Consider the following 24,674-nt stretch of genomic DNA (forward strand, 5'->3'; position numbering starts at 1 on the left):
CCGACTTGGGGCATCAGCCCCGATATGCGGTCCATTTCCCCACTCTCCTCGCGGTTTTACCCCTGTCTGAAATGATGCGCCCCGCAAGTTACCCAAGCGTTACCGAATGCGATCATTTCATCAAAGGGTTAACGCCGCGCGATCAGGGCCGCAGCAGCCGCTCGAACAGCGTGTCAAGGAACCGTTCCGCCTCGGCATAGGGGTCGTGGCCGGGGCCCAGCACGGCGCGGACCTGCACTTCGAAATCGGCGTAATGCTGCGTCAGCGCCCAGATCGAGAAGATCAGATGATGCGGATCGACCGGGGCGATTCTGCCCGCCTCGGCCCAGCCGCGGATGATCGCCGCCTTGTCATCGACCAGCGCCTTCAGATCGACCGCCAGCGTCCCCCCCATCCGCGGCGCGCCCTGCAGGATTTCATTGGCGAAAAGCCGACTTTCGCGCGGCATCGCCCGGCTCATTTCCAGCTTGCGGCGCATGTAGCCCATGATCTCGGCGCGCGGCTCGCCGGTCGCGCGCATCTCGCGCAGCGGCGCCAGCCAGACATCCAGAAGCGAGCTGAGCAGCTCGATATGGATCGCCTCCTTGGAGGGGAAATAATACAGCAGGTTCGGCTTCGAGAGCCCCGCCGCCGTGGCGATCTGATCCAGCGTTGCGCCGCGGAAGCCCTGCGCCGAAAACACCTCGAGCGCCGCTTCAAGGATGGCGTCGATGTTGCGCTTCTGGATGCGGGTCAGCGGGCGCGGGGCAGGCTCGGTTTGCATCGGTTCGGCGGGCATCGGTTCGGAAGGCATGCGCTCACAGTCCTTTTACACAGGCGCGGGAAGCTTGACGCCGCCCGCGCCGATGTTAGCCTGATGCTGACCGTTCGGTCAAACGACCCGGCCCGAGATCCGGGCGCAAAATTTGGCCCAAGCCGGGCCCTTCAGGGAGACTTCCATGGCGCTCGACCGCAAGACGCCCAATGATCTCAACGCCTTCTGGATGCCGTTCACCGCGAACCGGCAGTTCAAGAAAGCGCCCCGGATGTTCGTGGGCGCCAAGGACATGCATTATACCACCGCCGATGGCCGTCAGGTGCTGGATGGCACGGCGGGGCTGTGGTGCTGCAACGCGGGCCATTGCCGGCCGAAAATCTCCGAGGCGATCGCGAAACAGGCGGCGGAACTCGACTATGCGCCCGCCTTCCAGATGGGCCATCCGGCGGCCTTTGAACTCGCCAACCGCATCATCGACATCGCGCCCGAGGGAATGGAACATGTGTTCTACACCAACTCGGGGTCCGAGTCGGTCGAGACCGCGCTGAAGCTCGCCATCGCCTATCACCGCGCCCGCGGCGAGGGCGCCCGGACCCGGCTGATCGGGCGCGAGCGCGGCTATCACGGGGTGAACTTCGGCGGCATCTCGGTCGGCGGCATCGTCACCAACCGCAAGGTCTTCGGCAGCCTGCTGACCGGCGTCGATCACCTGCCGCACACCCATCTTCCGGCGCTGAACGCCTTTACCAAAGGGCAGCCCGAACATGGCGCCAATCTGGCCGACGAGCTGGAACGCATCGTCACGCTGCACGGTGCGGAAACCATCGCCGCCGTCATCGTCGAGCCGATGGCGGGCTCGACCGGGGTTCTGCTGCCGCCCAAGGGCTATCTGCAAAAGCTGCGCGAGATCACGAAGAAGCACGGCATCCTTTTGATTTTCGACGAGGTGATCACCGGCTTCGGGCGCCTGGGCTCGGCCTTTGCGGCGCAGCATTACGGCGTGTTGCCCGACATGATGACGACGGCCAAGGGGTTGACGAACGGCGTCATTCCGATGGGCGCGGTCTTGACCACCGCGGCCGTGCACGATGCCTTCATGCAGGGCCCCGAGCACATGATCGAGCTGTTCCACGGCTACACCTATTCGGGCAACCCGATCGCCGCCGCGGCGGGGATCGCGACGCTCGAAACCTACAAGGAAGAGGGGCTTTTCGAGCGCTGCGCCGAGCTGGCCCCCTATTGGCAGGAGGCGCTGCACAGCCTGCGCGGCACCCGCCATGTGATCGACATCCGCAACGAAGGCCTGATCGGCGCCATCGAACTGGAACCGATCGCCGGGGAACCGACGAAACGGGCCTTCACCGCCTTCCTGAAAGCCTATGAAAAGGGCATCCTGATCCGCACCACCGGCGACATCATCGCGATGAGCCCGCCGCTGATCATCTCGAAAGCGCAGATCGACGAGCTGATCGGCACGCTGAAATCGGTGCTCGACACGCTCGAGTGACGCGACGGGGGGCGGGCAGCCGCCCCCTTTCCGCTTCGGGGTTTCTTAACCCTTCTGCGGCATCCTGAGGGTGGAGGATGCCATGCCCACAACTGTCAGCAAGAAATCGAAGCCACGCGTCAACCCGGAGGAGGAACTCTCTCCGCTGCTGGTCTGGGGCGGGGGATTCGCGCTGCTGGTGCTGGTGGCGGGCCTGTTCTGGGGGGTCTGGAAAACCCAGTTCGCCGCGCCAAGCGGGTATCTGTTCAACACCCCCACCCTGGCGGTCGAGGCGGGCTATTGCCTGAGCGTGGCGCAGGCGATCGTTCCCAGCGGCGCCCCTCCGGGCAGCTATTTCGAGGAGGCGGCGCAGTTCTGGGTCAAGCGGCTGCGCGACATCGACGCGCAGATGGGCCCCGCCATCGCCCAGGGCCGGGGAAAGCTTGCCGTCGACAAGCAGGCCTCGGGCGGCAAGGCCTCGGTCTGGCTGCAATATGCGATGGATCTCTGTTCCGGGCGCGCGGTCACCTATGGCGCGCATTTCCGCAGTTTCGACTGAATCTTTCCTCCGCTTGACACAGATCAGGGCATCGGCGCATGATTTGAACCATGTAGTTCACATCGTCCCGGACCCGATCCGGGGACGGTCGCGTTCTGGAGGAGGCCGCACATGACCTGCACATTCACCCGCAAGATGCCGCTGGCGCTGATGGCCGTTTTGGCCCTGACGGCGGTATCGGGCTGCATGCAACCGCCCGCGAAATGCGAAGGCGGCGTGTCCGATCTGTCGACGCTGTCAAGCGTGACGGTGCAAAACCCCTGCTGACATGTCACGGCGCAGGGGCAGGCCCGCGTGCCGGGGTGCCCCCCCTTGCCGCGGGCCGCTTCGCGCCGCGGCCGCGCCAGATCCGTGTTCGGCCAGATCCGCATTCTGGCCGGTAAATCGCTTTGCCATTCGGGTGCTTGCCTGTAAATTCGGCGCAGGCCAAGGGGCTTGGGCGCAAGCGGGGATGCGATGGCACGATCTGCCCTGACGGGCACGCGGATACGCGAACGGCGGCTGGCGCTGCATCTGCGCCAGGCCGATCTGGCGCGCGCGGTCGGGATCTCGGCCGCCTATCTCAACCTGATCGAACACAACCGCCGCCGGGTCTCGGAATCCCTGCTCGAAACCTTTGCAAAGGCGCTTGAGGTTGCCCCGGTGGCGCTGTCCGAGGGCGCCGAAAGCGCGCTCTTCGAGGCGCTGCGCGAAGCGGCGGCAGGGGTCGAAACTGCCGGGACGGCGGCGCTGATCGAGCCTTCGGAGCTGGAGCGGATCGAGGAATTCGTCGGCCGTTTTCCCGGCTGGGCCAAGGTTCTGGCGGCCCGGCAGGCCCGGCTGGACGCGCTGGAGCGGGTGGTCGAGACCTATTCCGAACGGATGGGGCAGGACCCGTTCCTGCTGGACGAATTGCACGAGGTGCTCTCGGCGGTGACCTCGCTGCGCTCGAGCGCGGCGATTCTGGTTGAAACCCCGGATATCGAACCGGAATGGCAGGCGCGGTTTCTGGCCTCGATCGCCTCGGAAAGCCTGCGTCTGAGCGCCGCAGCCGAGGGGCTGGTGAGCTATCTGGACGGGATCGAGGCGGCGGAATCGGGGCTGGCCGCGCCGCTGGACCAGCTGGAAACCTGGCTGTCGGGGCGCGGCTGGCATCTGCCGGAATTCGAGCGTCCCGATCCGCCCGCCCCCGAAGAGCTGATCGCCCAGGCCCCCGAACTGGCCGCCTCGGCCGCGCGCGATCTGGCGCTGGCCTATCTGACCCGGGCGCTGGCCGACAGCCGGACCCTGCCGCTCAAGCCCTTTCTGGCGGCGCTGGCCGAGACGGGGCTCGACCCCGGGCGGCTGGCGGCGCGGTTCGGCGCGCCGATGGCCGCGGTGTTCCGCCGTCTGGCCACCCTGCCCGAGGGCGCGGCCAACCTGCCGCCGCTGGGTCTTGTGGTCTGCGACGCCTCGGGCACGCTGACCTTGCGCCGCCCGCTGCCCGGCTTTGCCCTGCCGCGCTCGGCCGCGGGCTGCCCGCTCTGGCCGCTTTACGAGGCGCTGGCGCGTCCGATGCAGCCTTTGCGCCTGACGCTCGACATGGCCGGGAGGCTGCCGCAGTGCTTTCAATCCTGGTCCTTCGCCGCCCCCCGCCCACAGCCCGACGCGGTGGCCGCCTTCGACGCGCCGGTGCTGATGGAGGCGATGATGCTGATCACCCCCGCCACCACCCGCGCCGAGACCGCGCGTCCGGTCGGCACCTCCTGCCGGGTCTGCCCGCGCGCCGATTGCACCGGCCGGCGCGAGCCCTCGTTGATCGCGGTTTGACAGCATGGCGCCAAGCGTGGATAGATTGACCGGGGGAGGGAGGCGGTCATGGCGGACAAGCAGGTGCTACTGGTCGAGGACGAGCCGAACATCGCCGAGGCGATCCGGTTCATCCTGACGCGGGCGGGCTGGGGCGTCACCGTCGAGGCCTCGGGCAACGCGGCCCTGGCCCAGATTGCCGATCTGCGCCCGACCGCGATCATCCTCGATCTGATGCTGCCGGGCCGGTCCGGGCTCGACATCCTGGCGGAATTGCGCGCCGATCCCGATCTGGGCGCGACACCGGTGCTGATGCTGACCGCGCGCGGACAGGGCCGCGACCGTGAGGCTGCCGCGGCGGCGGGCGCCTCGGCCTTTCTGGCCAAGCCCTTCGCCAATGCCGATGTGCTGGCCGCGCTGGAAGCGATTGCCGCCCCGGTGCTGGCAGGTTCGGGCGTGACAGGCTCGGGCGTGACAGGTTCGGGCAAGGCGGGCTGATGCCGGGGTCTGGCACGCCGCTGTTTCTGGCCCGCCGCTCCTATCGGCGGCGCCGCATGATGGATGCGGCGCGGCTTTTGCCGCTGGCGGGGGTGGTGCTGATCTTGCTGCCGATGCTCTGGCATCCGGCCGCGACCCCGGTGCCGGATACCGCGCGCGGCATGATCTATCTTTTCGCGGTCTGGCTGGGCCTGATCCTGGCCGCCGCGGCGCTGGCGCGCGGCCTCGCCCCGGCGCTGGACGCCGAGGAAGAGGCCGAGGGCAGCACCCCCCGAGATCGGAGACGGCTGATCCATGCCCTTCAACGTGCTGGTGGGCGTCTCGCTTGTCTATGTGCTGGTGCTGTTTCTGGTCGCCTTCATCGCCGAGCGGCGGGCGGCGCGGGGGCGGCTGCGGTTTCTGCACAGCCCCTGGGTCTATACGCTGTCGCTCTCGATCTATTGCACCGCCTGGACCTTTTTACGGCGCGGTGGGCTATGCGGCGCGTTCGGGGCTGGAATTCCTGACCATCTATCTGGGCCCGACGCTGGTCTTTGTCGGCTGGTGGTGGGTGCTGCGCAAGCTGGTGCGGATCGGCCGCACCCAGCGCGTCACCTCGATCGCCGATCTGATCTCCAGCCGCTACGGCAAGTCGAACCTGCTGGGGGTGATCGTTACGCTGATGTCGGTGGCCGCCGCCACCCCCTATATCGCGTTGCAACTGCAATCCGTGACCCTGTCCGTCGGGGTCTTTGCGGCGCAGACGCCCGGCTCCTGGGCGCCGCCCGACCAATCCTCGACCGCGCTCTGGATCGCGGCGGGGCTGGCGCTTTTCACCATCCTGTTCGGCACCCGCAACCTTGACGCGAACGAGCGTCATCACGGCGTCGTCACCGCCATCGCTTTGGAAGCCATCGTGAAACTGGTGGCGCTGCTTGCGGTCGGCATCTGGGTCATCTGGGGCGTGGCGGGCGGTGTGGCCGACATCCTGGCCCGCATCGACGCGTCCGAGATCGCGGACTGGAGTCTGAAGCCCGGCCGCTTCGCCGGGCTGACCTTTGTCTCGGCCGCGGCCGTGCTGACACTGCCGCGGATGTTTCAGGTGCTCGTCGTCGAAAACACCGACGAGCGGCATCTGGTCACCGCCAGCTGGGCCTTTCCCGCCTATCTGATGCTGATGAGCCTTTTCGTCGTGCCGATCGCCGTCGTCGGGCTGGGCCATCCGGGCGCGGGGACGAACCCCGACCTTTTCGTGCTGACCCTGCCGCTCTCCGAGGGCCGGGGCAGTCTTGCGCTTCTGGCCTTTCTGGGCGGGTTTTCCTCGGCCACCTCGATGGTGATCGTCGCCGCCATCGCGCTCTCCACCATGGTATCGAACCATATCGTCACGCCCTTGTGGCTGGCGATCTACCGCGACGAACCGGCCGAGCGCGGCGATGTGCGCGGCCTTGTGCTGATGTCGCGCCGCCTCTCGATCGGGCTCGTTCTGGCGATGGGCTATGGCTATTACAAGCTCTCGGGCGGCTCCGAGGCGCTGGCGGCCATCGGCCTGATCGCCTTTGTCGGCGCGGCGCAGGTGCTGCCCGCATTGCTGGGCGGGATCTACTGGCGCGGCGCCACCCATCTGGGCGCGGCGATCGGATTGCTGACCGGTTTCGCGATCTGGCTTTACGCGCTCTTTCTGCCCTCGGTCGGGGAAAGCGGGCTGATCTCGGCGCGGATGATGGCCGAGGGGCCCTTCGGCCTTGGCTGGCTGCGCCCGCAGGCGCTGTTCGGGATCGAGGGGCTCGATCCGCTGCTTCATGCGCTGCTCTGGAGCCTTTTGTTCAACACCCTGGCTTTCCTTGTGTTTTCGATCCTGTCCTTTCCGGGCCCGGTCGAGCGGCTGCAGGGCGTCGCCTTCGTCAATGTCTTCGAGGGGCGGCCGGGCGCGCGGGGCTGGTCGCGCACCCAGGCCGAGGCCGAGGACCTGCTCTCGATGGCGCAGCGCATCCTGGGCGCCGAGGAGGCGCAGCTCTTCTTTCAGGCGCAGGCGGCGGGGCAGGGCAAGCGCGGCTTCCTGCCCGACCCGACGCCGGATTTTCTGGCCGCGCTGGAACGGCAGCTGGCGGGCTCGGTCGGTGCGGCGACGGCGCATGCGATGATCTCGCAGCTGACCGGCGGCGCCGCGGTCTCGGTGCAGGATCTGATCGCGGTGGCCAATGAAGCCGCGGAAATCAAGGAATATTCCGCCCAGATCGAGGCGAAGTCGGCCGAGCTGGCCCGCACCGCCCGCGCGCTTTCGGAAGCGAATGCGAAGCTGACCGCGCTTTCGGTGCAAAAGGATGCCTTCCTTGGCCAGATTTCCCACGAATTGCGCACGCCCATGACCTCGATCCGGGCGTTTTCGGAAATCCTGATGGAGCCCGACCTGCCCGAGCCGATGCGGGCGCAATATGCGGAAATCATTCACGAAGAGGCCCGCCGCCTGACCCGGCTTCTGGATGATCTCCTGGATCTTGCGGTGCTGGAAAACCGCAAGGTGCAGCTCAATATTTCGGTGGCGAACCTGCATGACCTGATCGACCGGGCGGTGCAGGCGGCGTCGTCAACCCGGCCCGAGCGCGACTTCCGCTATGACCGCGATTTTCCCGCCGAACACATGCCCGTCTTCACCGATACCGACCGGCTGGTGCAGGTCTTCATCAACCTGATCTCGAATGCGCGGAAATATTGCGGCGCCGATCCTGCGGTGCTGCGCATCGAGGTGAAGAAGCGCGGCAAGCTGGTGCAGATCGACTTTTGCGACAATGGCGCGGGGATTCCCAAGGCCTCGCAGGGGCTGATCTTCGAGAAATTCGCCCGGCTGACCGACACCTCCAAGGCGGGCGGCGCCGGGCTGGGGCTGGCGATCTGCCGCGAGATCATGGAAAATCTGGGCGGGACGATCGACTATCTGCCGGGGCAGGGCGGCGCGGCCTTCCGGGTCACGCTGCCGCTGCGCCGCCGCGAGGGGGCCGCCCCCGCCTGACCGCCGCCCAATCCCCCGGAAAGGCGGAAAAAGTGTAAAGCCCGGGGGCAGATATCAACCATTTGTAAACCCTGATCTGCGAATCCTTATCCGTCGACGCACAGGCAAACGGCGGGACGGGATGACGGAAGAACGGCTTCAGACAGTGATGCGGCGCAAGGCCGAGGCGGGCAGGCCCGCGGCGGACGGCTCTCCGGTCACGGCCGAACGGGCGATCGTGCAGGCGGTGTCCAAGGTGGCGCAGGACATGTTCCAGCTGCCCGCGCAAGTGCTTTCGGTGACCGAGGGGCGGCGCACGCTGGCCGATCTGCCCGAGGCGATCGAACCGTTTTCGCTGATCGCCATCATCGAAGGGCCCGAGGAAAGCATGGGCATCATCGCCCTGCCGCCGGAAACGCTGTCGGTGCTGATCGAGGTGCAGACCACCGGCAATCTGGGCAAGGGCCCGCCGCCGCCGCGCAAGCCGACGCGGATCGACGCCTCGATGGTGGTCGATTGCCTGGATGCGATTCTGGCGATGATCGAGGAAACCCTGGTCGAGACCGAGGCGGTGATCTGGGCGGGCGGCTTCCGCTACGCCTCTTATCTCGATGATCCGCGCCCGCTGGGGCTTTTGCTCGAAGACATGGGATACCGGCTCTGGCAGCTGGAAATCGGTTTTGGCACCGGCTTCGAACGCAAGGGCAAGCTGGTCTGGGCGGTGCCGGTCAACGGCCGCGGCCATTCGCTGCGCCGCCTGCCCGGGCTGGCCGAACAGGGCCCGGTCACGCCCGAGCGCGAGGCGGAGGAATGGGCGCATCGGCTGGAAAATTCGGTCATGGGCGCTTCGGCGCAGCTGGATGCGGTGCTGCATCGGGTGACGCTGCCGCTGGCGGCGGTGATGCGGCTGCGCCCCGGGATGGATATTCCGATCCCCTCGGATGCGCTGGAAAATCTGACGGTCGAGGGGGTGGGGCGGCGCAAGCTTTCCGCCGCGCGGCTGGGTCAGCATCGCGGGCTGCGCGCGGTGCGGCTGGTCGAACAGGAAGACGAGGAGATGCAGGCCGCGCCCGAACCCAAGGTGCGCCGCGTCGTGCCGCCGCCCTTCGAGGCGGGGGCAAGCCCCTTTGCCGGCAAGCCGGTTTCGAGCGGGCCGCGCGCGCCGCTCGACCGGATCGATTCCCCGGCCTATGATCCGCTGCCCGGCATGTCCGACATGGGTGGTCTTGGCGGGCTTGGCGGTCTGGAAGGGCTGGGCGGTTTTGACGCCGGCGGGGATCTGCCGCCGCTGGGCATGGCGCTGGACGGATTCGGCGCCGAGGACCCGGGCGGCGATCTGCCGCCGCTGAAGATCGGCTCCGGCTTCTGAGACGCGCTTGACCTGCATCATGGTGTGCGGATGCGTTTCGGGTTTTGATCGTGGAACGACAGGAGGCAGCGATGAAATCCCTCGATCTCCGGCGGGAGGAGCTGGTGACCCGCAAGGCGCAACTGACCGCGCGCATGGCGCAGATTTCCGACGAGTTCGACACCCACGAGGCGAAGGACTGGGCCGAGATGGCGACCGAGCGCGAGGGCGACGAGGTGTTGCAGGATCTGGGCGCGGCGGCGCGGGCCGAGCTGCGGATGATCGAGGCGGCGCTGGCGCGGCTCGACGAGGGCGAATACGGCTATTGCGTCACCTGTGGCGAACCGATCGCCGAGGAACGGCTGGATCTGCTGCCCGCCACCCCCTTTTGCCGCGATCACGCGGCGCAGCACTGAACGGGTCTGAAATTTTCCTGTCCGGGCCGGGGCTTGGGGCCGGGTTGCGCTTGCCGTGACCCGGTTTGCGGCGTTACCTTGCCGAAAAACCGGAGGGGGCATGACAGGCAGGGTCGGGGTGCAGCGGCGGGACGGTGTGGCGCTTGTGACGCTTCCGGGCGCCGAGGAGGGGCCGAAAGGCGCGGGCTTCGATCTGCCCTTGCGCCGCGCGCTGGAGGCGGCGCTGACCGAGGCTTTCGCCACCCCCGATCTGCAGGCGATCGTGTTGCGCGCCGGGGCGGGCGGCTGGCCGCGCGCCGAGGACCCGCTCACCGATTACGGCCCCGAGGCGCCGACATTGGCCGCGCTGTGCACGCGGCTGGCGCAGGCGCGAGTGCCCGTCGTCGCGGTGCTGGCGGGCACGATTTCGGGCGGCGCGCTGGCGCTGTCGCAGGCGGCGGGGCTGCGCCTGGCGCTGGCCGCGACGCGTTTTCACAGCCCCGAGGCCGGTCTGAACCTGTTGCCCGCGGCGGGCGGCACGGTGCGGCTGGTGCGCCGCGCGGGCGGCGCGGCGGCGCTTGAGGTGCTGCTCTCGGGTCGGCTGATCGCGCCCGAGGGGGGCGATGGCGCTGGGCCTGTGCGATGCCGTGGCCTCGGAAGGCACGATCGAAACGGCCGCTTTGACCGAGGCGCTGCGCGTTGCCGCGCTGGGGGCGGAGGCGCCGTTTTCCCCGCGCGAGGGGGCCTTGGCCGATGTCGGCGCCGCGCTCGACGCGCTGGCTGCGGCGCGGGCCGGTCTTTCCGCCGATCTTCCCGCCGCGGCCCGCATCGCCGAGGTCGCCGAGGCGGCGCTGCTTTTGCCCTTGTCCGCCGCGCTGGATGTCGAGGCGGTGGCGCTCGACGATCTGGCCCGCTCCGAGACGGCAGCGGCGCTGCGCCATCAGGCCCGGGCGCAGCGGGCGGCGCAGAGCCTTGCCGCCGCGCCCGCCGAGGGCATCGCCCCGGTGTCGCGGGTCGGGCTGTGGAATCCCGCGCGCGGACAGGTGCTTGCGCTGCTCGGGCGTGGGCTGGCGGTGCAGGTCGGCACCTCGGACCCGGCGCGGTTGCCTGCCCTGTTGACCGAGGTCGCCCGCGCGCAGGAAGCGGCCGAGGCGGCGGGTCTGCTTGATGGGGCGCGCCGGGCCGCCGACTGGGCGCGGCTTGAGCCGGTGGCCGGTCCCGATGCCTTCGCGCCACTCGATCTGCTGCTGGCCAGCCCGCAGACGCTGGCGGAACGCGACCGGCTGCGCCAGGCGCTGCCGACGGGGGCGGTGCTGGCGCTGTCGGGAACGGCCCCCGGCCCGCAGGAATTGGGGATCGACCGCAGCCGCGGGCTGGTGGCGATCTGGGCCGGGGCGCCCGCGCTGGTGCCGCATCTGCCGCGTCTGGCGGCGGTACTGCGCGCCACCGGCGCCCGGGTGATCCATGCCACGGCGCTGGCGCTGCGGCTTGAGGCGATCTTTCTGGCCGCGGCCGAGCGCTGCGTTCTGGCCGGGGCGACGCCCGCGGCGGTGGATGCGGCGCTGATCCGGCGGGGCTTTGCCGAGGGGCCTTTTGCGCGCCTTGACCGGCTTGGCCGGGCCACGGTCGCAACCCGCTTGGCCGCTGCCGGTCTGGCGCCCGGGCCGATCCTGCGCGCAGACCCGCCAGAGACTGCCTCCGCCGTCCTGACCGCGCCCGAGATCCTGGCGCGGATCATGGCCGAACTGGCGGGTCTGGGCGTGGCGGCGCTGGGCGCGGGCACGGCCTTCCGGGCGGGCGACGTTGATCTGATGGCGGTGGCCGAGATCGGCTTTCCCGAACGGCTGGGCGGGCCGCTGTTTCAGGCCGACCGGACCGGCCTGCTGGCGCTGCGCAAGCGCCTGCGCGCCCTGGCCGCCGAAGGGGCCCCGCCCGCGCCCGCGCTGCTTGATGCGCTGATCCGCGACGGCCAGAGCCTCGCGGAACGCTTCACTTGAAGGTCACGCCCAGCACGACCAGCATCAGCCCGATCACCGACACGAAGAGCGCGCCGAGGTTCATCGCCACCACGCCGCGCAACCGCGCGCGCAGGGCGGCATCGTCCAGCCCGGCCTTTTTCGCCTTGGCCACCTGCAGCGCGCAATACAGGATGCCGACCATCCCCACCAGCGACACCGCCGCCCCTGCCCAGATCAGAAGTTCCATCCTCGCCTCCGTTTTGCCCGGGCTACCGCGCGCGCCCGGTCTTGGCAAGCGCCGCGATGGGCAAGGGGGGGCGGGCCAGGGTTGCGGCTTGAAGGGGGGGCGGGGCTGCGCTAGTCAGGGGCTCGATCCCGCGTGACGATCGCAACGACTTTCGGAGAGCCTTCATGTCGAACGACGCCTATACCGTGGCCGCCGATGAACTGCGCCAGTTCATCGAGCAATACGAACATCTCGAAGCCGAGAAGAAGGACATCACCGAACAGCAAAAGGACATCATGTCCGAGGCCAAGGCGCGCGGCTACGACACCAAGGTGATCAAGAAGATCATCGCCATGCGCAAGCGCGACAAGAACGACCTGGCCGAGGAAGAGGCGATCCTCGATATCTACAAGGCCGCGCTCGGCATGACCTGATCGCGGCCGGGGCCGTGCCTGCGGGGCTCAGGGCGTGATCAGCGTCACGCCCGGCAGGCGGGCGATGGCGGCCACATCCTCGGCGTAGCGGGCGGCGATTTCGGCGACCAGATCCGCGGTGAAACCGGGCAGCGGCACATCGGCCAGCAGCGCCTCGGGCCGGGCGAATTTGTCCAGAAAGGCCATCAGCACCTTGCGCCGCTGCTCGGCCGTTTGCGGCGGATGGTCCGCCATATAGGCGCGCAGCCGCTTGCCGCCTTCGGGCTGCATGATCTCCTCGACCAGCCCGAATTCGCCCGCCAGCGCCGCCTCTGGCGCGATGCCGCCCATCCGGCGCAGCACCTCGGGGAAGATCAGCGGCAGATCCTCGTTGCACCAGATCACCAGCGTCGCGCCGACCTGTGCGGCGGCCTCGGCCATGCGCGCAAGCACCGGCCCCCAGCGCAGATCCTCGGGGGCATGTCCGCAGAGCATGTCGCTCAGGTCGCGGCCGGGCTGGCGGGCGGCCAGCGCGCTCAGCAGCAGCGCCGGATCAAGCAGGCCAAGGTGGAACTCGGTCCGGTCCTGCGGGAACAGGTTGGCCAGCGGCGCCAGCTTGTCGGCGGCGGCTGGGTAAAGCCCGGCGGGGCCGATGGCGCGTTCGGGCAGGGCGAGGAAATTCTCGTAGCTGAAGACCAGCCGGTCGACCGGGCCGCGGGCGCCGCGCAGGCAGGCGGTGCGCAGCGCGTCCTGCGTCGCGGCATCGGCGGGCCGCCCTTTCAGCGCGATCAGCGCATCGCGCAGCGCCATGCGATAGGCGGCGGGGGCGGGCGCATGCGCCTTGGCCGCGGCCATCACCTGCGGGTTGGTTGCCAATGTCCGGACAAGACGTTCGTCATCGGTGGCATGGGCGCCAAGATGAAAGACCAGGTGCATCGCGTGTTTCTCCTTGCGGCACCATAGCGACCAATGCCGCGAAGGCAAACCCCCGCCGGGGCAACGGCATGGCACAGGCGCGCGGCGGCCTTCGGAGCAGGCGAGGGGGCTCTCGGGGGCGCGATGATCACCGTGAAAATGGCGCCCGAAATGGAAACAACACCTTGAATGCAAGGGTTTTCTTTAAGATCAAGGGGATGGGATGGGATGGGATGGTGCTGCAAGAGAGGATTGAATTATCGATCGTCCATTTAAAATCAATGACTTAGATGAGGTTCTGGCAAGCTGGCAGGCGAGCATTCTGGCAAAAGATGACGCTGCGTCAACCAGGCTGCGAATGCTCTTTCGGTCGCACAAAAAACAGCGATGGTCGAGTGCTGTTTCATCCCGACAGCAACACATGCGTGGGGTCGAAAGAGGGGCTTGCGCCCCTCCCCGGGGAACGGCGGGCCTCCACCGTTCCGACGCCTCATCCCGCGTCAAGAAGCTCGCGCAGCGTTCGCACCCGCGCGGGCGTCACCTTCGGATCGCGACCGCCGCTGATCACGCGGATGAACTCGATCCACGCCTTCTCGTTCTCGCTCAGCTGATCCCACGGTCCCAGTGGTCCCGTCGGCACCATGAAGAGATCGCTCACTTGCCGAAAATCCCGCGCAGCGTGCTCCGCCCCCGCGCCGTGATCCGAGGGTCGCTGTTGCCAGATGCGTCACGCAGCTCGTCCAGCCACGCCTTCTCGTTCGCGGTAATGGGCGTGCCGAAGATCTCGGTGATCGCCTTCGCCGCCGTCACGCCCACCGCCTGTTCAAGCGCAATGCGCATCAGATATGCCGGGTCGACCTCAAGCGCCTTGGCAAGCGAAGGCCCCCGGTCGAGTGGCAACTTGCTTTTCCCCGACTTCAGGATCGAGATGAAGTTCGCATTCGCGAAGCCTGCTTCGGCTGCGATCTCGTTTTGCGTCTTGCGGTGGGCGAGCGCGTCGACGCGATCGGAGATGAGCCGGGCGACTTCGCTGGTTTTGAAAGGGGTTGTCATGGTGGTTTTCGTCTCGCTGTTGTTGCTGATGAGACGACCGTAACGAACCGCACCGCGCGCGTCGGGTGGGAGTTGCGCTCGAAAGACCGGGATCTGAATGCACGACCGAAGTCCTAGAAAAAACGCTTGGTGGTGATGGGGGTGCAGCCGGTGCCAGCCGGTTGGGGGCGTCTGAACCCTCCACTCCCGGTGAAACGAAGCGCGCCGGGTCAGGGAATGCCACATTAACGCAGTGCCAAGGTCTGGGGCGCAAAATGACTTTGAAACAGGGGGCGCGGCGCGTATATTGGGCGGAGAGCGGATGATCCTGAGCCATCCGAGGATGACATGACCATCAATGTGAACGACTATCCGCAGTTGCGCCAGCTTTGCTGGAACCGGCCCGGCCATGCAGTCGTGGACGGGCACACCGCGCTTGCGCTTTATGAGCGCAACTGGCGGTTCGTCGACCGAGATGTGATTACCCCGCGCGAACAGGAGCTTCTGGACCACCTTGCTGCCGAATATGGCAATGGGCGCCTGATGATCGGCTGATGACCACCAAACCCTCCTCGTGCCCTGCAAAACCGGGCGTGTTGACGCAAGATCTTCGTCGGCGCTCGATCCGGCTTTCATCCAGGCGCAAAGGGCGCGCGACGCGCAACCGCTCAACACGGCACCGTGCATCGCGAGGCGTGTTCCGCTATTGTTCATGCGCGTCGAATCGAGGTGAACCGTGAGCACAGAGCAGGACGAGCCCATCCATCTGATCGAAGAGGAGAGCACCGGGGATCGGTTCCTTGTTTACAGCACCGCAAAGGGCTTGCAGATCGACCTGCGCTTCGAGGGCGACACACTCTGGATGACGCAGGCGCAGATCGCCGCGCTGTTCGGTCGTGACCAATCTGTTATCTCGCGCCATATCCGCAACATTCTCGACGAGGGTGAGCTGGATGAGCAGAGCACTATGCACAAAGTGCATATTGCCTCCTCCACCAAGCCTGTTGCGACCTACAACCTCGACATGGTCATCTCGGTTGGTTACCGCGTCTCGTCGGCGCAGGCGACGCTGTTCCGCCGCTGGGCGACCGGTATCCTGGTGCAATACGCCCGAAAGGGCTTCGTGATCGACGCGCCTCGACTTAAGGAGCCCGGAAACCTCGACCGTGTGCGCGAGCTTCGCGAGATCATTCGTGACATCCGCGCGAGCGAAGCCAACCTTTACGCCGAGTTGCGGCAGATCTGTTCGATGTGTCAGGACTACGACGGCTCCGACGAAGCGTCGCGGCAGTTCTTCCAACACACGCAGGCCAAGCTGGTCCATGCGGTCGTGTCGATGACCCCCTCCGAGCTGATCTATGATCGTGCGGATCATCGTCTTGAAAACATGGGGTTGCAGGACTGGCCCAAGGACAAGATCCGCAAACAGGACGTGACGACATCGAAGAACTATCTCGCCGAAGGCGAACTTCGCGAATTGAACCGACTGACCGAGATCCTGCTTGGGATCTTCGAAGATCAGCTCGATCTCGGGCGTCTCGTCACAATGGCGGATGCCCGCCGTCTGCTCGACGATCAACTCAAAAATCTCGGGCGGTCGGTTCTTCGCGATGGCGGCCGGATCTCGGCAGAGGCTGCGCGCAACAAGGCCTGCGCCGAATATGAACTCTTCGACGCGCAGCGCCGTCTTCAGCGCAAGGAGGAAGCCGACGCGCAGATAGCGGCCTTGAAAGCCGAAGGGAAAAAGCTGCCGCGCACAAGGTGAGGGGAGCACACATCACGCGCCGTCGGTGCTTGTCGCCCGAACCTGTTCATCGCGATGGGCCTGCAGGTGGCGCATGCGTCTCAGACTCACGCAGCGAGTCGCTGGCTGCGTTTGTGGTGTATTCGACTGGGGGTGGTGCTGAATGCGCGCGAGACTCACCGCTGACTCGTTCCGTGGCTCTGGTGGCGCCCTGCGTGTGGTTCAGCCGAAGTCCTAGTAAGGTAGCTTTGTCGTGATGGGGATGCAGCCGGTGCCAGCCGGTCGCGGGCGACTGAACCCTCCTCTCCCTTTCGACAAGGCGATGACGTCCCATTGCTGCCGTTCGCGCCAGGTCAGTAGATAACTGGGGCCAAACTGAAGCGGGTGTTTGAATTCTTGCCGAATTCACAGGAGGTAAGTGAGGGCTGTCGGAAAGCTGCATCAGGCTTGCAGTGAAGCCGGAAAGTGTGTTTACTGTTACAATAGAGCAAGTCTAGGCCATTCGAGCTAAATCGCAGTTCTCTCATTGATCGACACGGCTAGCAAAACAGGACGAGGTTTTTCAGTGACTTATGATGCCCTCACGATTGACACTCAAGTTGTTTACTCCAACGACCTAGAACTGAACACAGGGCTGGTCGGTCAACTCAGCCAGTTCAAGGGTGGTTTGGTGAAGCTCTTGCTGTCAGAAATCACAGTGCGGGAAATCCACAAGGCTCTCACGGAAAAAGCCAAGGCCTCGCATGACGCACTAAACAAAGCGATCAAATCCGGGATATCTAACGGGCAACTTACGGCGCAACAAGAAATTGAACTTTCAGGCGTCCGTAACGCAATGGAGAAACCTTCGGATCATGCGAAAAGGCAATTGTCAGAATTTATAGGTCGGACTGGCGCAGAAATTATTGGTGCGGATACGTTGGACATTAAGCCGATGCTCGACAGATATTTCAGGAATGAGGCGCCTTTCTCCAGTAAAGGAAAGAAGAACGAGTTTCCGGATGCCATAGCACTCCTGACCTTAGAAAAGTGGGCAATTCAGAATCAAAAAAGAATTCTGGCAGTTAGTGGCGATGGAGACTGGCAGTCCTTCGCTGCTCAGAGTCAGCATATTGATTTCGTGGATGATCTTGGGAAAGCGCTTTCGCGGCTGAACGAGCTGGCAGAGGCAACGGTTCCTTTGGCCAGGAGGGTGCTCGATCTAATCGGTGCCGATGAGCAAGGCCTGGCACAAAGCCTTCAGGCTTCTTTAGAGCGGGCTGTGGAATCGGAGTTCCCCTATCTTGAATTTGATGGGCCTATGCCGGGGGAAGACGAAGGTGCAAGCCTTTCTCTGGTCGACTTTGAGATTCCTGGCTTGGAAAATCACAGCACTGAAATCGATATTGTTCGCGTTGGGGCACAGAGATTTGCTTTTCGTGCCCCGGTGTGGATCGTTGCAACTGTGCATGCTGAGATTAGTTTCTCTATTCACGATTCCATCGACAACGATTATGTTCCGATGGGGTCAACTACTGTCGAGCGGGAAATTGAGTTTGAGGCCTTTCTGCTGATCGAAGTCAGTCATTTTACGGATGACGAGGAAGGTGAAAGCTCCATCATTTACCACATTGACAATGTCGAGCTTCTAGAGGCTCCAAGTTCTATTGATATAGGCTACATCGACTACTCTCTTGCCGAGCCAGACTATGATTTTGAAATGGAGAATTTGCGTGAAGATCCTTCAAGTGATAGGCCGCCGCAAAAATCGTAAGGTTAAGATGAAAGCTATCTCTGGTTTTGCGAATACCGCTCCTGCGCTATGAGATCGTCCAGCTGATCGCGGCGACAGTCTGCTTCTGCTCGTCGAGACGACGCTGAGCCTCGTGATGATGTCTTGGCGCCTCAGACTCACGCAGCGAGTCGCTGGCTGCGTCCGTGGGGTCGTCAGCTAGGGTGTGCTGCTGAATGCGCACGAGGCTCACCAGTGACTCGCTCCGTGGCTCTGGTGACACCCTGCTCCAAAGCAATCCCAGCGCTTCACGGTCGATTGATGATCAACCCATCACGCTCGGGGATCTCGATCTCCGCCTTCAGCGCCTGTGCGAGCCAACTCGCCTGCTCCGTAAGCGCCCGCTCATCGCCCTTTGCCTTGCGGCTTGACTATTCTCGGAAGTTCCAGGGCATGAGCGCGGCGATATCGCTTTGCATGTGCTGGTCGAGGATCTTGCGGAGCGTGGCGGCGATATAGGCCTCGGGGTTTATGCCATTGAGGCGGCAGGTGCCGATCAGTGAGGCGATGCGGGCCCAGGTTTTCGCCCCGTCGTCGGAGCCCGCGAAGAGCGCGTTTTTCCTCGTCAGCGGAATCGGACGGATCGCGTTTTCGACGCCGTTGGTGTCCATTTCGAGCCGACCGTCCGCAAGGAACCGGGTCAGCCCCGCCCAACGTTTGAGCCCGTATCGGATGTGCCGCGCGAGTTCGTTCGTCGAGGAGAGCTGCTGCAGGCAGCCCTCGAGCCAGGGCCGCAGGGCCTCGACGATCGGCCTGGAGAACCTCTGCCGGATTTTCACGCGCGTGGCCGGGTCACGGCCGCGGATTTCCTTTCGATGGCGTAAAGCTGCGCAATGCGCTCGACCATCTCGTCGCAGATTTCCGACGGCGTATCCTTGGCGAACTTGACGAAGCGGCGCCGCCAATGCGTCCAGCAATAGGCGATGTCCCATGGCTTTGCGGTCTTTTTCGGATCGGCCAGCTGGTCATAGCCGCCGTGGCCATCGACCAGCAGCGTGCCGCCGGAGAACCCTTGAGGATCTCTTGCGCGACCTTGCCTGCGCGACTGCGCGCGTGATGAAAGACCACGATCGGGGGATCGCCGCCACCCCAGCCACGCTGATCGCGCAGCACCACCCAGAGCCAGTCGGTGCGCACCTCCCGGTGCCCGGCGCCAGCACCGGCACGGTGGTCTCATCCATCTGCAACCGGTCGCTGCGGCGCAACTCTGTCATCATCGCGTCGATCACCGGCGCCAGAAGCTGTGCCGCCCGCCCGGACCATTCCGCCAGCATCGTGCGGTCAAGATCGAGCCCCTGGCGGCGATAGATGTCGGCCTGACGGTAAAACGGCAGGTAATCGCCGAATTTGGCGACCATGCAATGCGCCACCAGCGCCTCGGTCGGCAGGCCGCGCGGCACCAGCCATTCCGGCGCCGGAGCCTGGGCATGCTGCGCGCCCGCGCAGGTCCGGCAGACATATTTCGGGCGCACCGTCACCAGCACGCGGAATTGCGCCGGGATCACATCGAGCCGCTCCGTCCGGCTTTCGCCAACCCTTTGCATCGCGCCGCAGCCGCAGGGGCAAAGGATGCTCTCCGGTTCGATGACCTGCTCGATCCGGGGCAGATGCGCGGGAAGATTGCCCTTGTTACGCTGCGGCGGAGCAGCTGGCGCCTTCCGGGGGCCGATCACCTTCTCGGCCGCTTCGCTGGCCGCCGCCAGCATCCCGGCCGCAGCCTCGACATCTTCGAATGGCAGGTGATGCTGGTCCGGATCGCCCTTCTCGGACTTCGCGCCGAAAGCATCGCGGCGCATCTGCGAGCAGGCGTTCCAGCCGCGCGCGCCTCCTCGACTGCGGCAAGACGTGTTTCCGCCTCGATCCGCGCGGTCTCGGCGGCAGCCCGCGCGGCTTCGGCCTCGGCCAGACGCCGTTCAAGATCTGCCACCCGGGCCGTGCTGGTGCTGCGTGATGCCATGGCCCGAGACTACCCCACAACACCCCGCAAGGACGCCATAAAACACGGCCCGAGTCACCCTGTCGCGGCTCACCCTGCCAGCCGCGGCCTCTGCCTGCGCTCGGCCCGGACAGCCCGCCAATCGACGCCCTCGAACAGAGCGGCGAATTGCGCCGGGGACAGCCTAATGACCCCATCCGCCGGCTTCGGCCAGGCAAAGGCACCGCCCTCGAGCTTCTTGTAGATCAGGATCAGACCGGTCTGGTCCCAGACCAGGCACTTCAGCTGATCGCCGCGCTTCGAGCGGAACAGATACACCGCGCCATTGTAGGGATCGTGGCCGAGCACGTTCTGCACGACCAGCGCGAGCCCCGCGTGACCTTTGCGGAAGTCCACCGGCCGCGTCGCCAGATAGGCGCGAGTGATCCCGCCCGGCAGGATCACGACGATGTCTCCCGCAATGCCGCAACCACCCGCCCAAGATGCGCCGCGTCGAAGCCGGTCGGCACGAGGATCCGCACCCCGACAATCTCCAGCTGAAGGCTCGTCTCGGGTTGATCGCCCGGCCCGGCGCCCCCGCTCACCACGATCGGCACGAGCCCGAGGGCATCATCTTCCGGCATCGGCAAAAGCCCCTCGCGCGCGGCCCGGCGCCAGGCATGCAGTTGCGGCGCCGAAACCCCATGACGCCGGGCCACATCGGCCACCGTCACCCCGTCCCGAAACGTCTCGAGCACCATTGCCGCCTTCACATGCTCGGGCCAGCGACGGCGACCGGTCGGCCCCGTCACGATGTCGATACGACCAGCGTATCCAGGATCATCACTGTGAGAACTTACGTAAGTTTGTATGTCGCTATCCATCGACGCCTCCGTTGTTACGGGCGTCATCTCGGATGACATCGCCCCTCAAACAACGAGGGCGATGGCCGGGCGCTTACCCTGCTCCGCCATCGCATCGCCGAGCGGTTTCAGAGCCGGTCCCCGCATAGGTGCGATCTCTGCAACCGCGGTCTGCACGATCTCGATCAGGCGCTTGCGCAGCGCTGGCGTGAAGCGCGGAAAGCCAAGCGAAAGGATGAAGTCCTCAAGGTCCGCCGCGGTGATCTCGTCGGTCATTTGCGCGCGTCCGATGTCGAAGGCCAGCTGATGCGTCACGTCGCGGTCGATCAGCACCGGCGCGACGTCATAGACCGGCGCCAGAACCGGACGCACTCCGGTGTAAAGCAGCGCATGGTTCTTCGCGTGGTTGTCGGTGTTGCCGAGAAGCAGGTTCACCGTATGCGCCGTCTCTGACCCATTGAAATCGTCGGTTCCAGCCGGTCGCGTGAACGGCGATTTTCCTTCTGAAGTTTCAGAAGGAGGCCGTGATGGCGGATGGAGGCGAAGGTTTTGGTGGCCGGATCGATGTGATTTCGCGGACACGGGGTTATCGGCGTTGGCCGGATGAAGTTAAGGCGCGGATCGTGGCGGAGAGTTTTCAGCTCGGCGCACGGGTCGGCGATGTCGCGCGTCGTCATGGGGTTCTGCCGCACCAGCTGTCGGATTGGCGCCGTCAGGCGCGGGCGGGGCGTCTGGCCTTGCCGGAGGAGGCGGTGGCGGACTTCGCCGCTGCTTTCGTGCCGCTGTCGGTGGAACCGGCGGTTGACGGCGACGCGGCGGCCGCGACCGACGGCGTGAGCATCGAGATCGGCAAGGGCGTCGTGTTGCGGGTTCCCGACGGCATTCCGGGCGCCCGGGTGGCCGAACTGGTCAAAGCCCTGCGGGATCTGGCATGATCGTCGCGGGCCAGCGTCTGCCTGTCCTGATCGCGACGAAGCCTGTGGACTTCCGCTGCGGGCATCAGGCGCTCGCGCTGATGGTGCAGAGCGAGCTGAAGCTCGACCCGCATTCCGGGGTGACGGTGGTGTTCCGTTCGAAGCGCGGCGACCGGCTGAAGATCCTGGTGTGGGACGGAACCGGGATGGTGCTGGTCTACAAGGTTTTGGAACAGGGCAGCTTCGCCTGGCCGAAGGTGCAGGACGGGGTGATGCGACTTTCGCGGGCGCAGTTCGAGGCCTTGTTCGAGGGCCTCGACTGGCGCCGGGTTCTGGCACAGCGGGTGCAGGCGCCGACTGCGGCGGGATGACTCGGCGGGCAGATTTTGGGCTTGTTTTATTGGGCTTTCCTCCCGGATCGGGTAGAAAGGCGCATGTCGCAGCCTTTCGATCTCAGCCAGTTTCCGGACCTGCCGCCCGAGGTGGTGCAGGCCTTTGCGGCCCAACAGGCGGCGTTGGAAGCGGCCCGGTTCGAAGCCTCGGTGGAGCGCGCCGCACGGGAGCATGAGCAGTCGGTTGGGGCCGAGAAGGACGCCTTCATCGCCGAGCTGAAGGCGCTGCTCGCCAAGCTGGAAGGTCAGGTTCAGGATTACCGGCGCACGAAGTTCGGGCCGAAGTCGGAAAAGCTCGATCCGGCGCAGCTGGAATTGGCGCTGGAAGATCTGGAAACGGCGATTGCCGAAACGCAGGCCCATATTGCCGCCGTCGAAGACCGGATCGCCGCCAACGAACCGGATCCCGAGAAACAAACGCCGCGCCCCCGCGCAAGGCCGGGCTCTGCCTGAGAGCCTGCCGCGGGTCGAGCGGGTGATCGAGCCCGAAAGCATCATCTGTCCCTGCGGCTGTGGCGACATGGTCCGGATCGGCGAAGACAAGACCGAGCGGCTCGATTACATCCCGGCGCGCTATCAGGTGATCGCCACGATCCGCCCCCGATATGCCTGCCCGAAGGGCCGCACAGGTGTGGTGCAAGCCAAAGCTCCCGCGCATCTGCTCGAGGGGAGTTGGCCGACCGAGGCGCTGCTGGCGCAAATCGCCGTCTCCAAACATTCCGAGCACATGCCGCTGAACCGCCAGGCGGTGGTGATGGCGCGGCATGGCGTGCCGATCGACCGCTCGGTTCTGGCCGACTGGATGGGCCGCACCGGCGCGCTGATCGCCCCCGTGGTCGAGCACATGGCCAAGCGCCTGATTGCGGAAAGCACCCGTCTTTACGTTGATGAAACGACGGCCCCGGTGCTGGATCCGGGAAAGGCAAAACCAAGACCGGCTATCTCTGGGCGGTGCTGCGCGATGATCGCGGCTGGGACGGGACGGCGCCTCCGGGGGTGGTGTTCCACTATCGCCCCGGCCGGAAGGGCACATATGCCGACGAAATCCTCGCGGGCTTCGAGGGCACGATCCAGGTCGATGCCTATGGCGCCTATACCCATCTGGCCACGCCGAAACGCGCGGGCGGCAAGCCTTTGCAGCTGGCGTTCTGCTGGGCGCACGGCCGACGCCAGTTGATCAAGGCCAAGCCAAAGACAGGCTCGCCCATCGTCGACGAGGCGCTTTTGCGCATCGCCGCGCTTTACAAGATCGAGGATGCCATCCGCGGCGCCGCGCCCGACCGACGCCGGGCGATGCGGCAGGACCTCTCCCGCCCGTTGGTGGACGCGTTCTTCCTCTGGCTCGCGGCCCAGGCCAAGCGGGTCTCGAGCAAAACCGACCTCGGCAAGGCGATGATCTACATGCTCAAGCGCGAGGATGGTTTCCGGCGTTTCCTCGACGATGGCCGGGTCGACATGGACTCGAACCTGGTCGAGAACGCCATCCGCAGCCCGGCGATGAACCGCCGCAATGCGCTCTTCGCCGGTCACGACGAGGGCGGCCGCAACTGGGCCCGCTTCGCCAGCCTGATCGGCACCTGCAAGATGAACGGTGTCGAGCCTTACGCCTATCTGCGCGATCTCTTCACCCGCCTCGCCAATGGCCACCTGGCCAGCAACATCGACGCGCTGATGCCATGGGCCTATGCCCGGGGGGGGCGGAAAATGAGGCCCCCCTCAGATCTCGTGAAATGAACTCATCAGGGATTCCCCAGTGAGATCATTTGAGGGCGATACAAAGCCGCAACGCGCACCCGTCCGCTCGCTCCTCCGACACCCGCAAGAAAAATATCAATGGGCCGTGGCCGCCGCATACGGTTCACCAGCGTCACCTCGAGGAACGCTTGACGCGCGCGACCGGGGTTGGCGGTCTGCGCGAGCAGCTCGCCCACCGAGCGCGCCTCGAAGCGGCGGCTGTCACTGCTGTTGCGCTGGTATTTCAGATGCGGACCAAGACCGAGCGCCTGGGCGAAATCCTCCTGATGGATGCGATGCACGGTGGTGCCGTTGCGTAGCCGATCGAAACGGGTGACGAGCAGCCCTTGCAGATCGCCCTCTCCCAGCATCGCGGTTTCAGCGACCGGGTGGCGCTGCATCCCGCGCATCAGGCTCATCAGAACATGTTCCTGTCGCACCAGCGCCATTTCTGACGGTCGGGGCACCTTCAGGATATGCGTTGTCGGCACGTTCAGCCCGCGTTTGGGCAGCGCAAAGCGACCATCCGGCAGCTGTGTCAGTGCGACCTTGCCTTGAACGCCCGCAAGCGGAGACGGATCGCGGGTGTCCTCGGGCAGACGACGGCGGTCACGCAGCGAGATCATGATCCGAGTGAGATCGTCCGCATCGAGCGCGTCATAGTCGGTCGCAAGATCGCCGGGTGTCTTCGCCGGACCTGCCCCCATCGGAACGCAAGAGATCGCGCCAGGACAATCTGCACCTAGATGCTCAAGCTGCCCGACGATGTCGGACCAGTCGAGCCGGTAGCGTTGCAGGATTTGCTCGCGTTGCGCATTCTCGAAGAGCAGGTTCGAAAAGAAGGTGCGTGTCACGGCGTCGCCAAAGGGCTCCTCGCGCAAGGGCAGTGACAGCGACAGCGGATGGGGCAGCGTGTCGGTGAGGTAGGCGAAAGCAAGCGCGCCGTCGTCGAACCGAGTCAGACGACCGATCGGCTGCGCGCAGGCTTCAAGGAAGACGTCGAGGTCGAGCCAGGGCAT

Annotated in this window: 23 protein-coding genes and 4 pseudogenes; 17 read left to right on the forward strand and 10 right to left on the reverse strand. The window is 65.7% G+C overall.

The genetic code is table 11. The features are described 5' to 3' along the window. Positions 1-142: 142 nt before the first annotated feature. Positions 143-793 carry a TetR family transcriptional regulator C-terminal domain-containing protein gene (locus ACTTAG_RS04855; RefSeq protein WP_444464421.1) on the reverse strand — a complete coding sequence of 217 codons (651 nt, stop codon included), beginning with the start codon at positions 791-793 and terminating at the stop codon, positions 143-145. 145 nt (positions 794-938) lie between these two features. Here ACTTAG_RS04855 and ACTTAG_RS04860 point away from each other — a divergent pair, with 145 nt between their 5' ends. The 10 genes and pseudogenes from ACTTAG_RS04860 to ACTTAG_RS04905 all read left to right on the forward strand — a co-directional run bounded on the left by ACTTAG_RS04860 (position 939) and on the right by ACTTAG_RS04905 (position 11,775). Further along, on the forward strand, positions 939-2,264 hold the full coding sequence (locus tag ACTTAG_RS04860) for an aspartate aminotransferase family protein (protein WP_444464422.1): 1,326 nt from the start codon (positions 939-941) through the stop codon (positions 2,262-2,264). A gap of 82 nt (positions 2,265-2,346) precedes the next feature. After that, the gene (locus tag ACTTAG_RS04865) at positions 2,347-2,802 is read left to right on the forward strand and encodes a hypothetical protein (protein ID WP_444464423.1); all 456 of its coding nucleotides are present in this window, start codon (positions 2,347-2,349) and stop codon (positions 2,800-2,802) included. A gap of 111 nt (positions 2,803-2,913) precedes the next feature. Beyond that, positions 2,914-3,069 (forward strand): hypothetical protein, encoded by a 156-nt coding sequence (locus ACTTAG_RS04870; RefSeq protein WP_444464424.1) that lies wholly within the window; start codon positions 2,914-2,916, stop codon positions 3,067-3,069. 189 nt (positions 3,070-3,258) lie between these two features. Then, a complete protein-coding gene (locus tag ACTTAG_RS04875) occupies positions 3,259-4,590 on the forward strand; it encodes a short-chain fatty acyl-CoA regulator family protein (RefSeq protein WP_444464425.1) in 1,332 nt (443 codons plus the stop codon). A gap of 48 nt (positions 4,591-4,638) precedes the next feature. Further along, the gene (locus tag ACTTAG_RS04880) at positions 4,639-5,067 is read left to right on the forward strand and encodes a response regulator transcription factor (RefSeq protein ID WP_444464426.1); all 429 of its coding nucleotides are present in this window, start codon (positions 4,639-4,641) and stop codon (positions 5,065-5,067) included. 294 nt (positions 5,068-5,361) lie between these two features. Further along, a pseudogene (locus tag ACTTAG_RS04885) lies at positions 5,362-8,056 on the forward strand (ATP-binding protein). A gap of 121 nt (positions 8,057-8,177) precedes the next feature. Beyond that, complete coding sequence (locus ACTTAG_RS04890) at positions 8,178-9,404, forward strand: FliM/FliN family flagellar motor switch protein (RefSeq protein ID WP_444464427.1); 1,227 nt, start codon at positions 8,178-8,180, stop codon at positions 9,402-9,404. 71 nt (positions 9,405-9,475) lie between these two features. Then, positions 9,476-9,799 carry a TraR/DksA family transcriptional regulator gene (locus ACTTAG_RS04895; RefSeq protein ID WP_444464428.1) on the forward strand — a complete coding sequence of 108 codons (324 nt, stop codon included), beginning with the start codon at positions 9,476-9,478 and terminating at the stop codon, positions 9,797-9,799. 100 nt (positions 9,800-9,899) lie between these two features. After that, positions 9,900-10,382, forward strand: a pseudogene (locus ACTTAG_RS04900) (enoyl-CoA hydratase/isomerase family protein); the annotation flags it as partial. A gap of 19 nt (positions 10,383-10,401) precedes the next feature. Then, positions 10,402-11,775, forward strand: a complete 1,374-nt coding sequence (locus ACTTAG_RS04905) for a hypothetical protein (RefSeq protein ID WP_444465292.1) — start codon at positions 10,402-10,404, stop codon at positions 11,773-11,775. On the opposite strand, the gene ACTTAG_RS04910 is transcribed toward ACTTAG_RS04905, so the two are convergent. Next, entirely contained in the window at positions 11,768-11,983 is a 216-nt protein-coding gene (locus ACTTAG_RS04910; protein WP_444464429.1) for a hypothetical protein, read from the reverse strand. The two genes, ACTTAG_RS04905 and ACTTAG_RS04910, sit on opposite strands and share 8 nt — an antisense overlap. Before the next feature lie 164 nt (positions 11,984-12,147). Here ACTTAG_RS04910 and ACTTAG_RS04915 point away from each other — a divergent pair, with 164 nt between their 5' ends. Continuing rightward, a complete protein-coding gene (locus tag ACTTAG_RS04915) occupies positions 12,148-12,396 on the forward strand; it encodes a DUF2312 domain-containing protein (protein ID WP_444464430.1) in 249 nt (82 codons plus the stop codon). Between the two features lie 27 nt (positions 12,397-12,423). Here the strand turns inward: ACTTAG_RS04915 and ACTTAG_RS04920 are convergent, their stop codons facing one another. The 3 genes from ACTTAG_RS04920 to ACTTAG_RS04930 form a co-directional block, all read right to left on the reverse strand. Next, positions 12,424-13,311 (reverse strand): hypothetical protein, encoded by an 888-nt coding sequence (locus ACTTAG_RS04920; RefSeq protein ID WP_444464431.1) that lies wholly within the window; start codon positions 13,309-13,311, stop codon positions 12,424-12,426. A 469-nt stretch (positions 13,312-13,780) separates the two neighbouring features. After that, positions 13,781-13,948 carry a hypothetical protein gene (locus ACTTAG_RS04925; protein ID WP_444464432.1) on the reverse strand — a complete coding sequence of 56 codons (168 nt, stop codon included), beginning with the start codon at positions 13,946-13,948 and terminating at the stop codon, positions 13,781-13,783. After that, positions 13,945-14,343, reverse strand: a complete 399-nt coding sequence (locus ACTTAG_RS04930) for an XRE family transcriptional regulator (protein ID WP_444464433.1) — start codon at positions 14,341-14,343, stop codon at positions 13,945-13,947. The genes ACTTAG_RS04925 and ACTTAG_RS04930 overlap by 4 nt, the downstream gene beginning before the upstream one ends. A 327-nt stretch (positions 14,344-14,670) precedes the next feature. On the opposite strand from ACTTAG_RS04930, the gene ACTTAG_RS04935 reads away from it, so the two are divergent. The 3 genes from ACTTAG_RS04935 to ACTTAG_RS04945 all read left to right on the forward strand — a co-directional run bounded on the left by ACTTAG_RS04935 (position 14,671) and on the right by ACTTAG_RS04945 (position 17,819). Next, a complete protein-coding gene (locus tag ACTTAG_RS04935; protein ID WP_444464434.1) occupies positions 14,671-14,877 on the forward strand; it encodes a hypothetical protein in 207 nt (68 codons plus the stop codon). A 181-nt stretch (positions 14,878-15,058) separates the two neighbouring features. After that, positions 15,059-16,087 carry a RhuM family protein gene (gene rhuM, locus ACTTAG_RS04940; protein ID WP_444464435.1) on the forward strand — a complete coding sequence of 343 codons (1,029 nt, stop codon included), beginning with the start codon at positions 15,059-15,061 and terminating at the stop codon, positions 16,085-16,087. Between the two features lie 544 nt (positions 16,088-16,631). After that, a complete protein-coding gene (locus ACTTAG_RS04945) occupies positions 16,632-17,819 on the forward strand; it encodes a PIN domain-containing protein (RefSeq protein ID WP_444464436.1) in 1,188 nt (395 codons plus the stop codon). A 389-nt stretch (positions 17,820-18,208) separates the two neighbouring features. Here the strand turns inward: ACTTAG_RS04945 and tnpC (ACTTAG_RS04950) are convergent. From tnpC (ACTTAG_RS04950) to ACTTAG_RS04965, 4 genes and pseudogenes are all read right to left on the reverse strand, one after another. Next, positions 18,209-19,794 (reverse strand): annotated as a pseudogene (gene tnpC, locus ACTTAG_RS04950) (IS66 family transposase). A 69-nt stretch (positions 19,795-19,863) separates the two neighbouring features. Next, positions 19,864-20,217, reverse strand: coding sequence for an IS66 family insertion sequence element accessory protein TnpB (gene tnpB / locus ACTTAG_RS04955; RefSeq protein ID WP_444462574.1), 354 nt, complete (start codon positions 20,215-20,217; stop codon positions 19,864-19,866). Further along, positions 20,214-20,675: an IS66-like element accessory protein TnpA gene (tnpA, locus tag ACTTAG_RS04960; RefSeq protein ID WP_444464437.1), complete on the reverse strand. Its 462-nt coding sequence runs from the start codon at positions 20,673-20,675 to the stop codon at positions 20,214-20,216. The genes tnpB (ACTTAG_RS04955) and tnpA (ACTTAG_RS04960) overlap by 4 nt, the downstream gene beginning before the upstream one ends. Before the next feature lie 6 nt (positions 20,676-20,681). Continuing rightward, the gene (locus ACTTAG_RS04965) at positions 20,682-21,050 is read right to left on the reverse strand and encodes a HipA domain-containing protein (RefSeq protein ID WP_444464438.1); all 369 of its coding nucleotides are present in this window, start codon (positions 21,048-21,050) and stop codon (positions 20,682-20,684) included. Between the two features lie 92 nt (positions 21,051-21,142). Here ACTTAG_RS04965 and tnpA (ACTTAG_RS04970) point away from each other — a divergent pair, with 92 nt between their 5' ends. From tnpA (ACTTAG_RS04970) to tnpC (ACTTAG_RS04980), 3 genes and pseudogenes are all read left to right on the forward strand, one after another. Next, positions 21,143-21,550 (forward strand): IS66-like element accessory protein TnpA, encoded by a 408-nt coding sequence (tnpA, locus tag ACTTAG_RS04970; protein WP_444462229.1) that lies wholly within the window; start codon positions 21,143-21,145, stop codon positions 21,548-21,550. Then, positions 21,547-21,900 (forward strand): IS66 family insertion sequence element accessory protein TnpB, encoded by a 354-nt coding sequence (gene tnpB, locus ACTTAG_RS04975; RefSeq protein WP_444462228.1) that lies wholly within the window; start codon positions 21,547-21,549, stop codon positions 21,898-21,900. Before tnpA (ACTTAG_RS04970) ends, tnpB (ACTTAG_RS04975) begins: the two co-directional genes overlap by 4 nt. A 63-nt stretch (positions 21,901-21,963) precedes the next feature. Further along, positions 21,964-23,655 (forward strand): annotated as a pseudogene (gene tnpC / locus ACTTAG_RS04980) (IS66 family transposase). Positions 23,656-23,660: 5 nt separating this feature from the next. Here tnpC (ACTTAG_RS04980) and ACTTAG_RS04985 read toward each other — a convergent pair. Beyond that, the gene (locus ACTTAG_RS04985) at positions 23,661-24,674 is read right to left on the reverse strand and encodes a HipA N-terminal domain-containing protein (protein WP_444464439.1); all 1,014 of its coding nucleotides are present in this window, start codon (positions 24,672-24,674) and stop codon (positions 23,661-23,663) included.

The organism is Rhodobacter capsulatus, assembly GCF_052363185.1.
GTDB lineage: Bacteria > Pseudomonadota > Alphaproteobacteria > Rhodobacterales > Rhodobacteraceae > Rhodobacter > Rhodobacter capsulatus_E.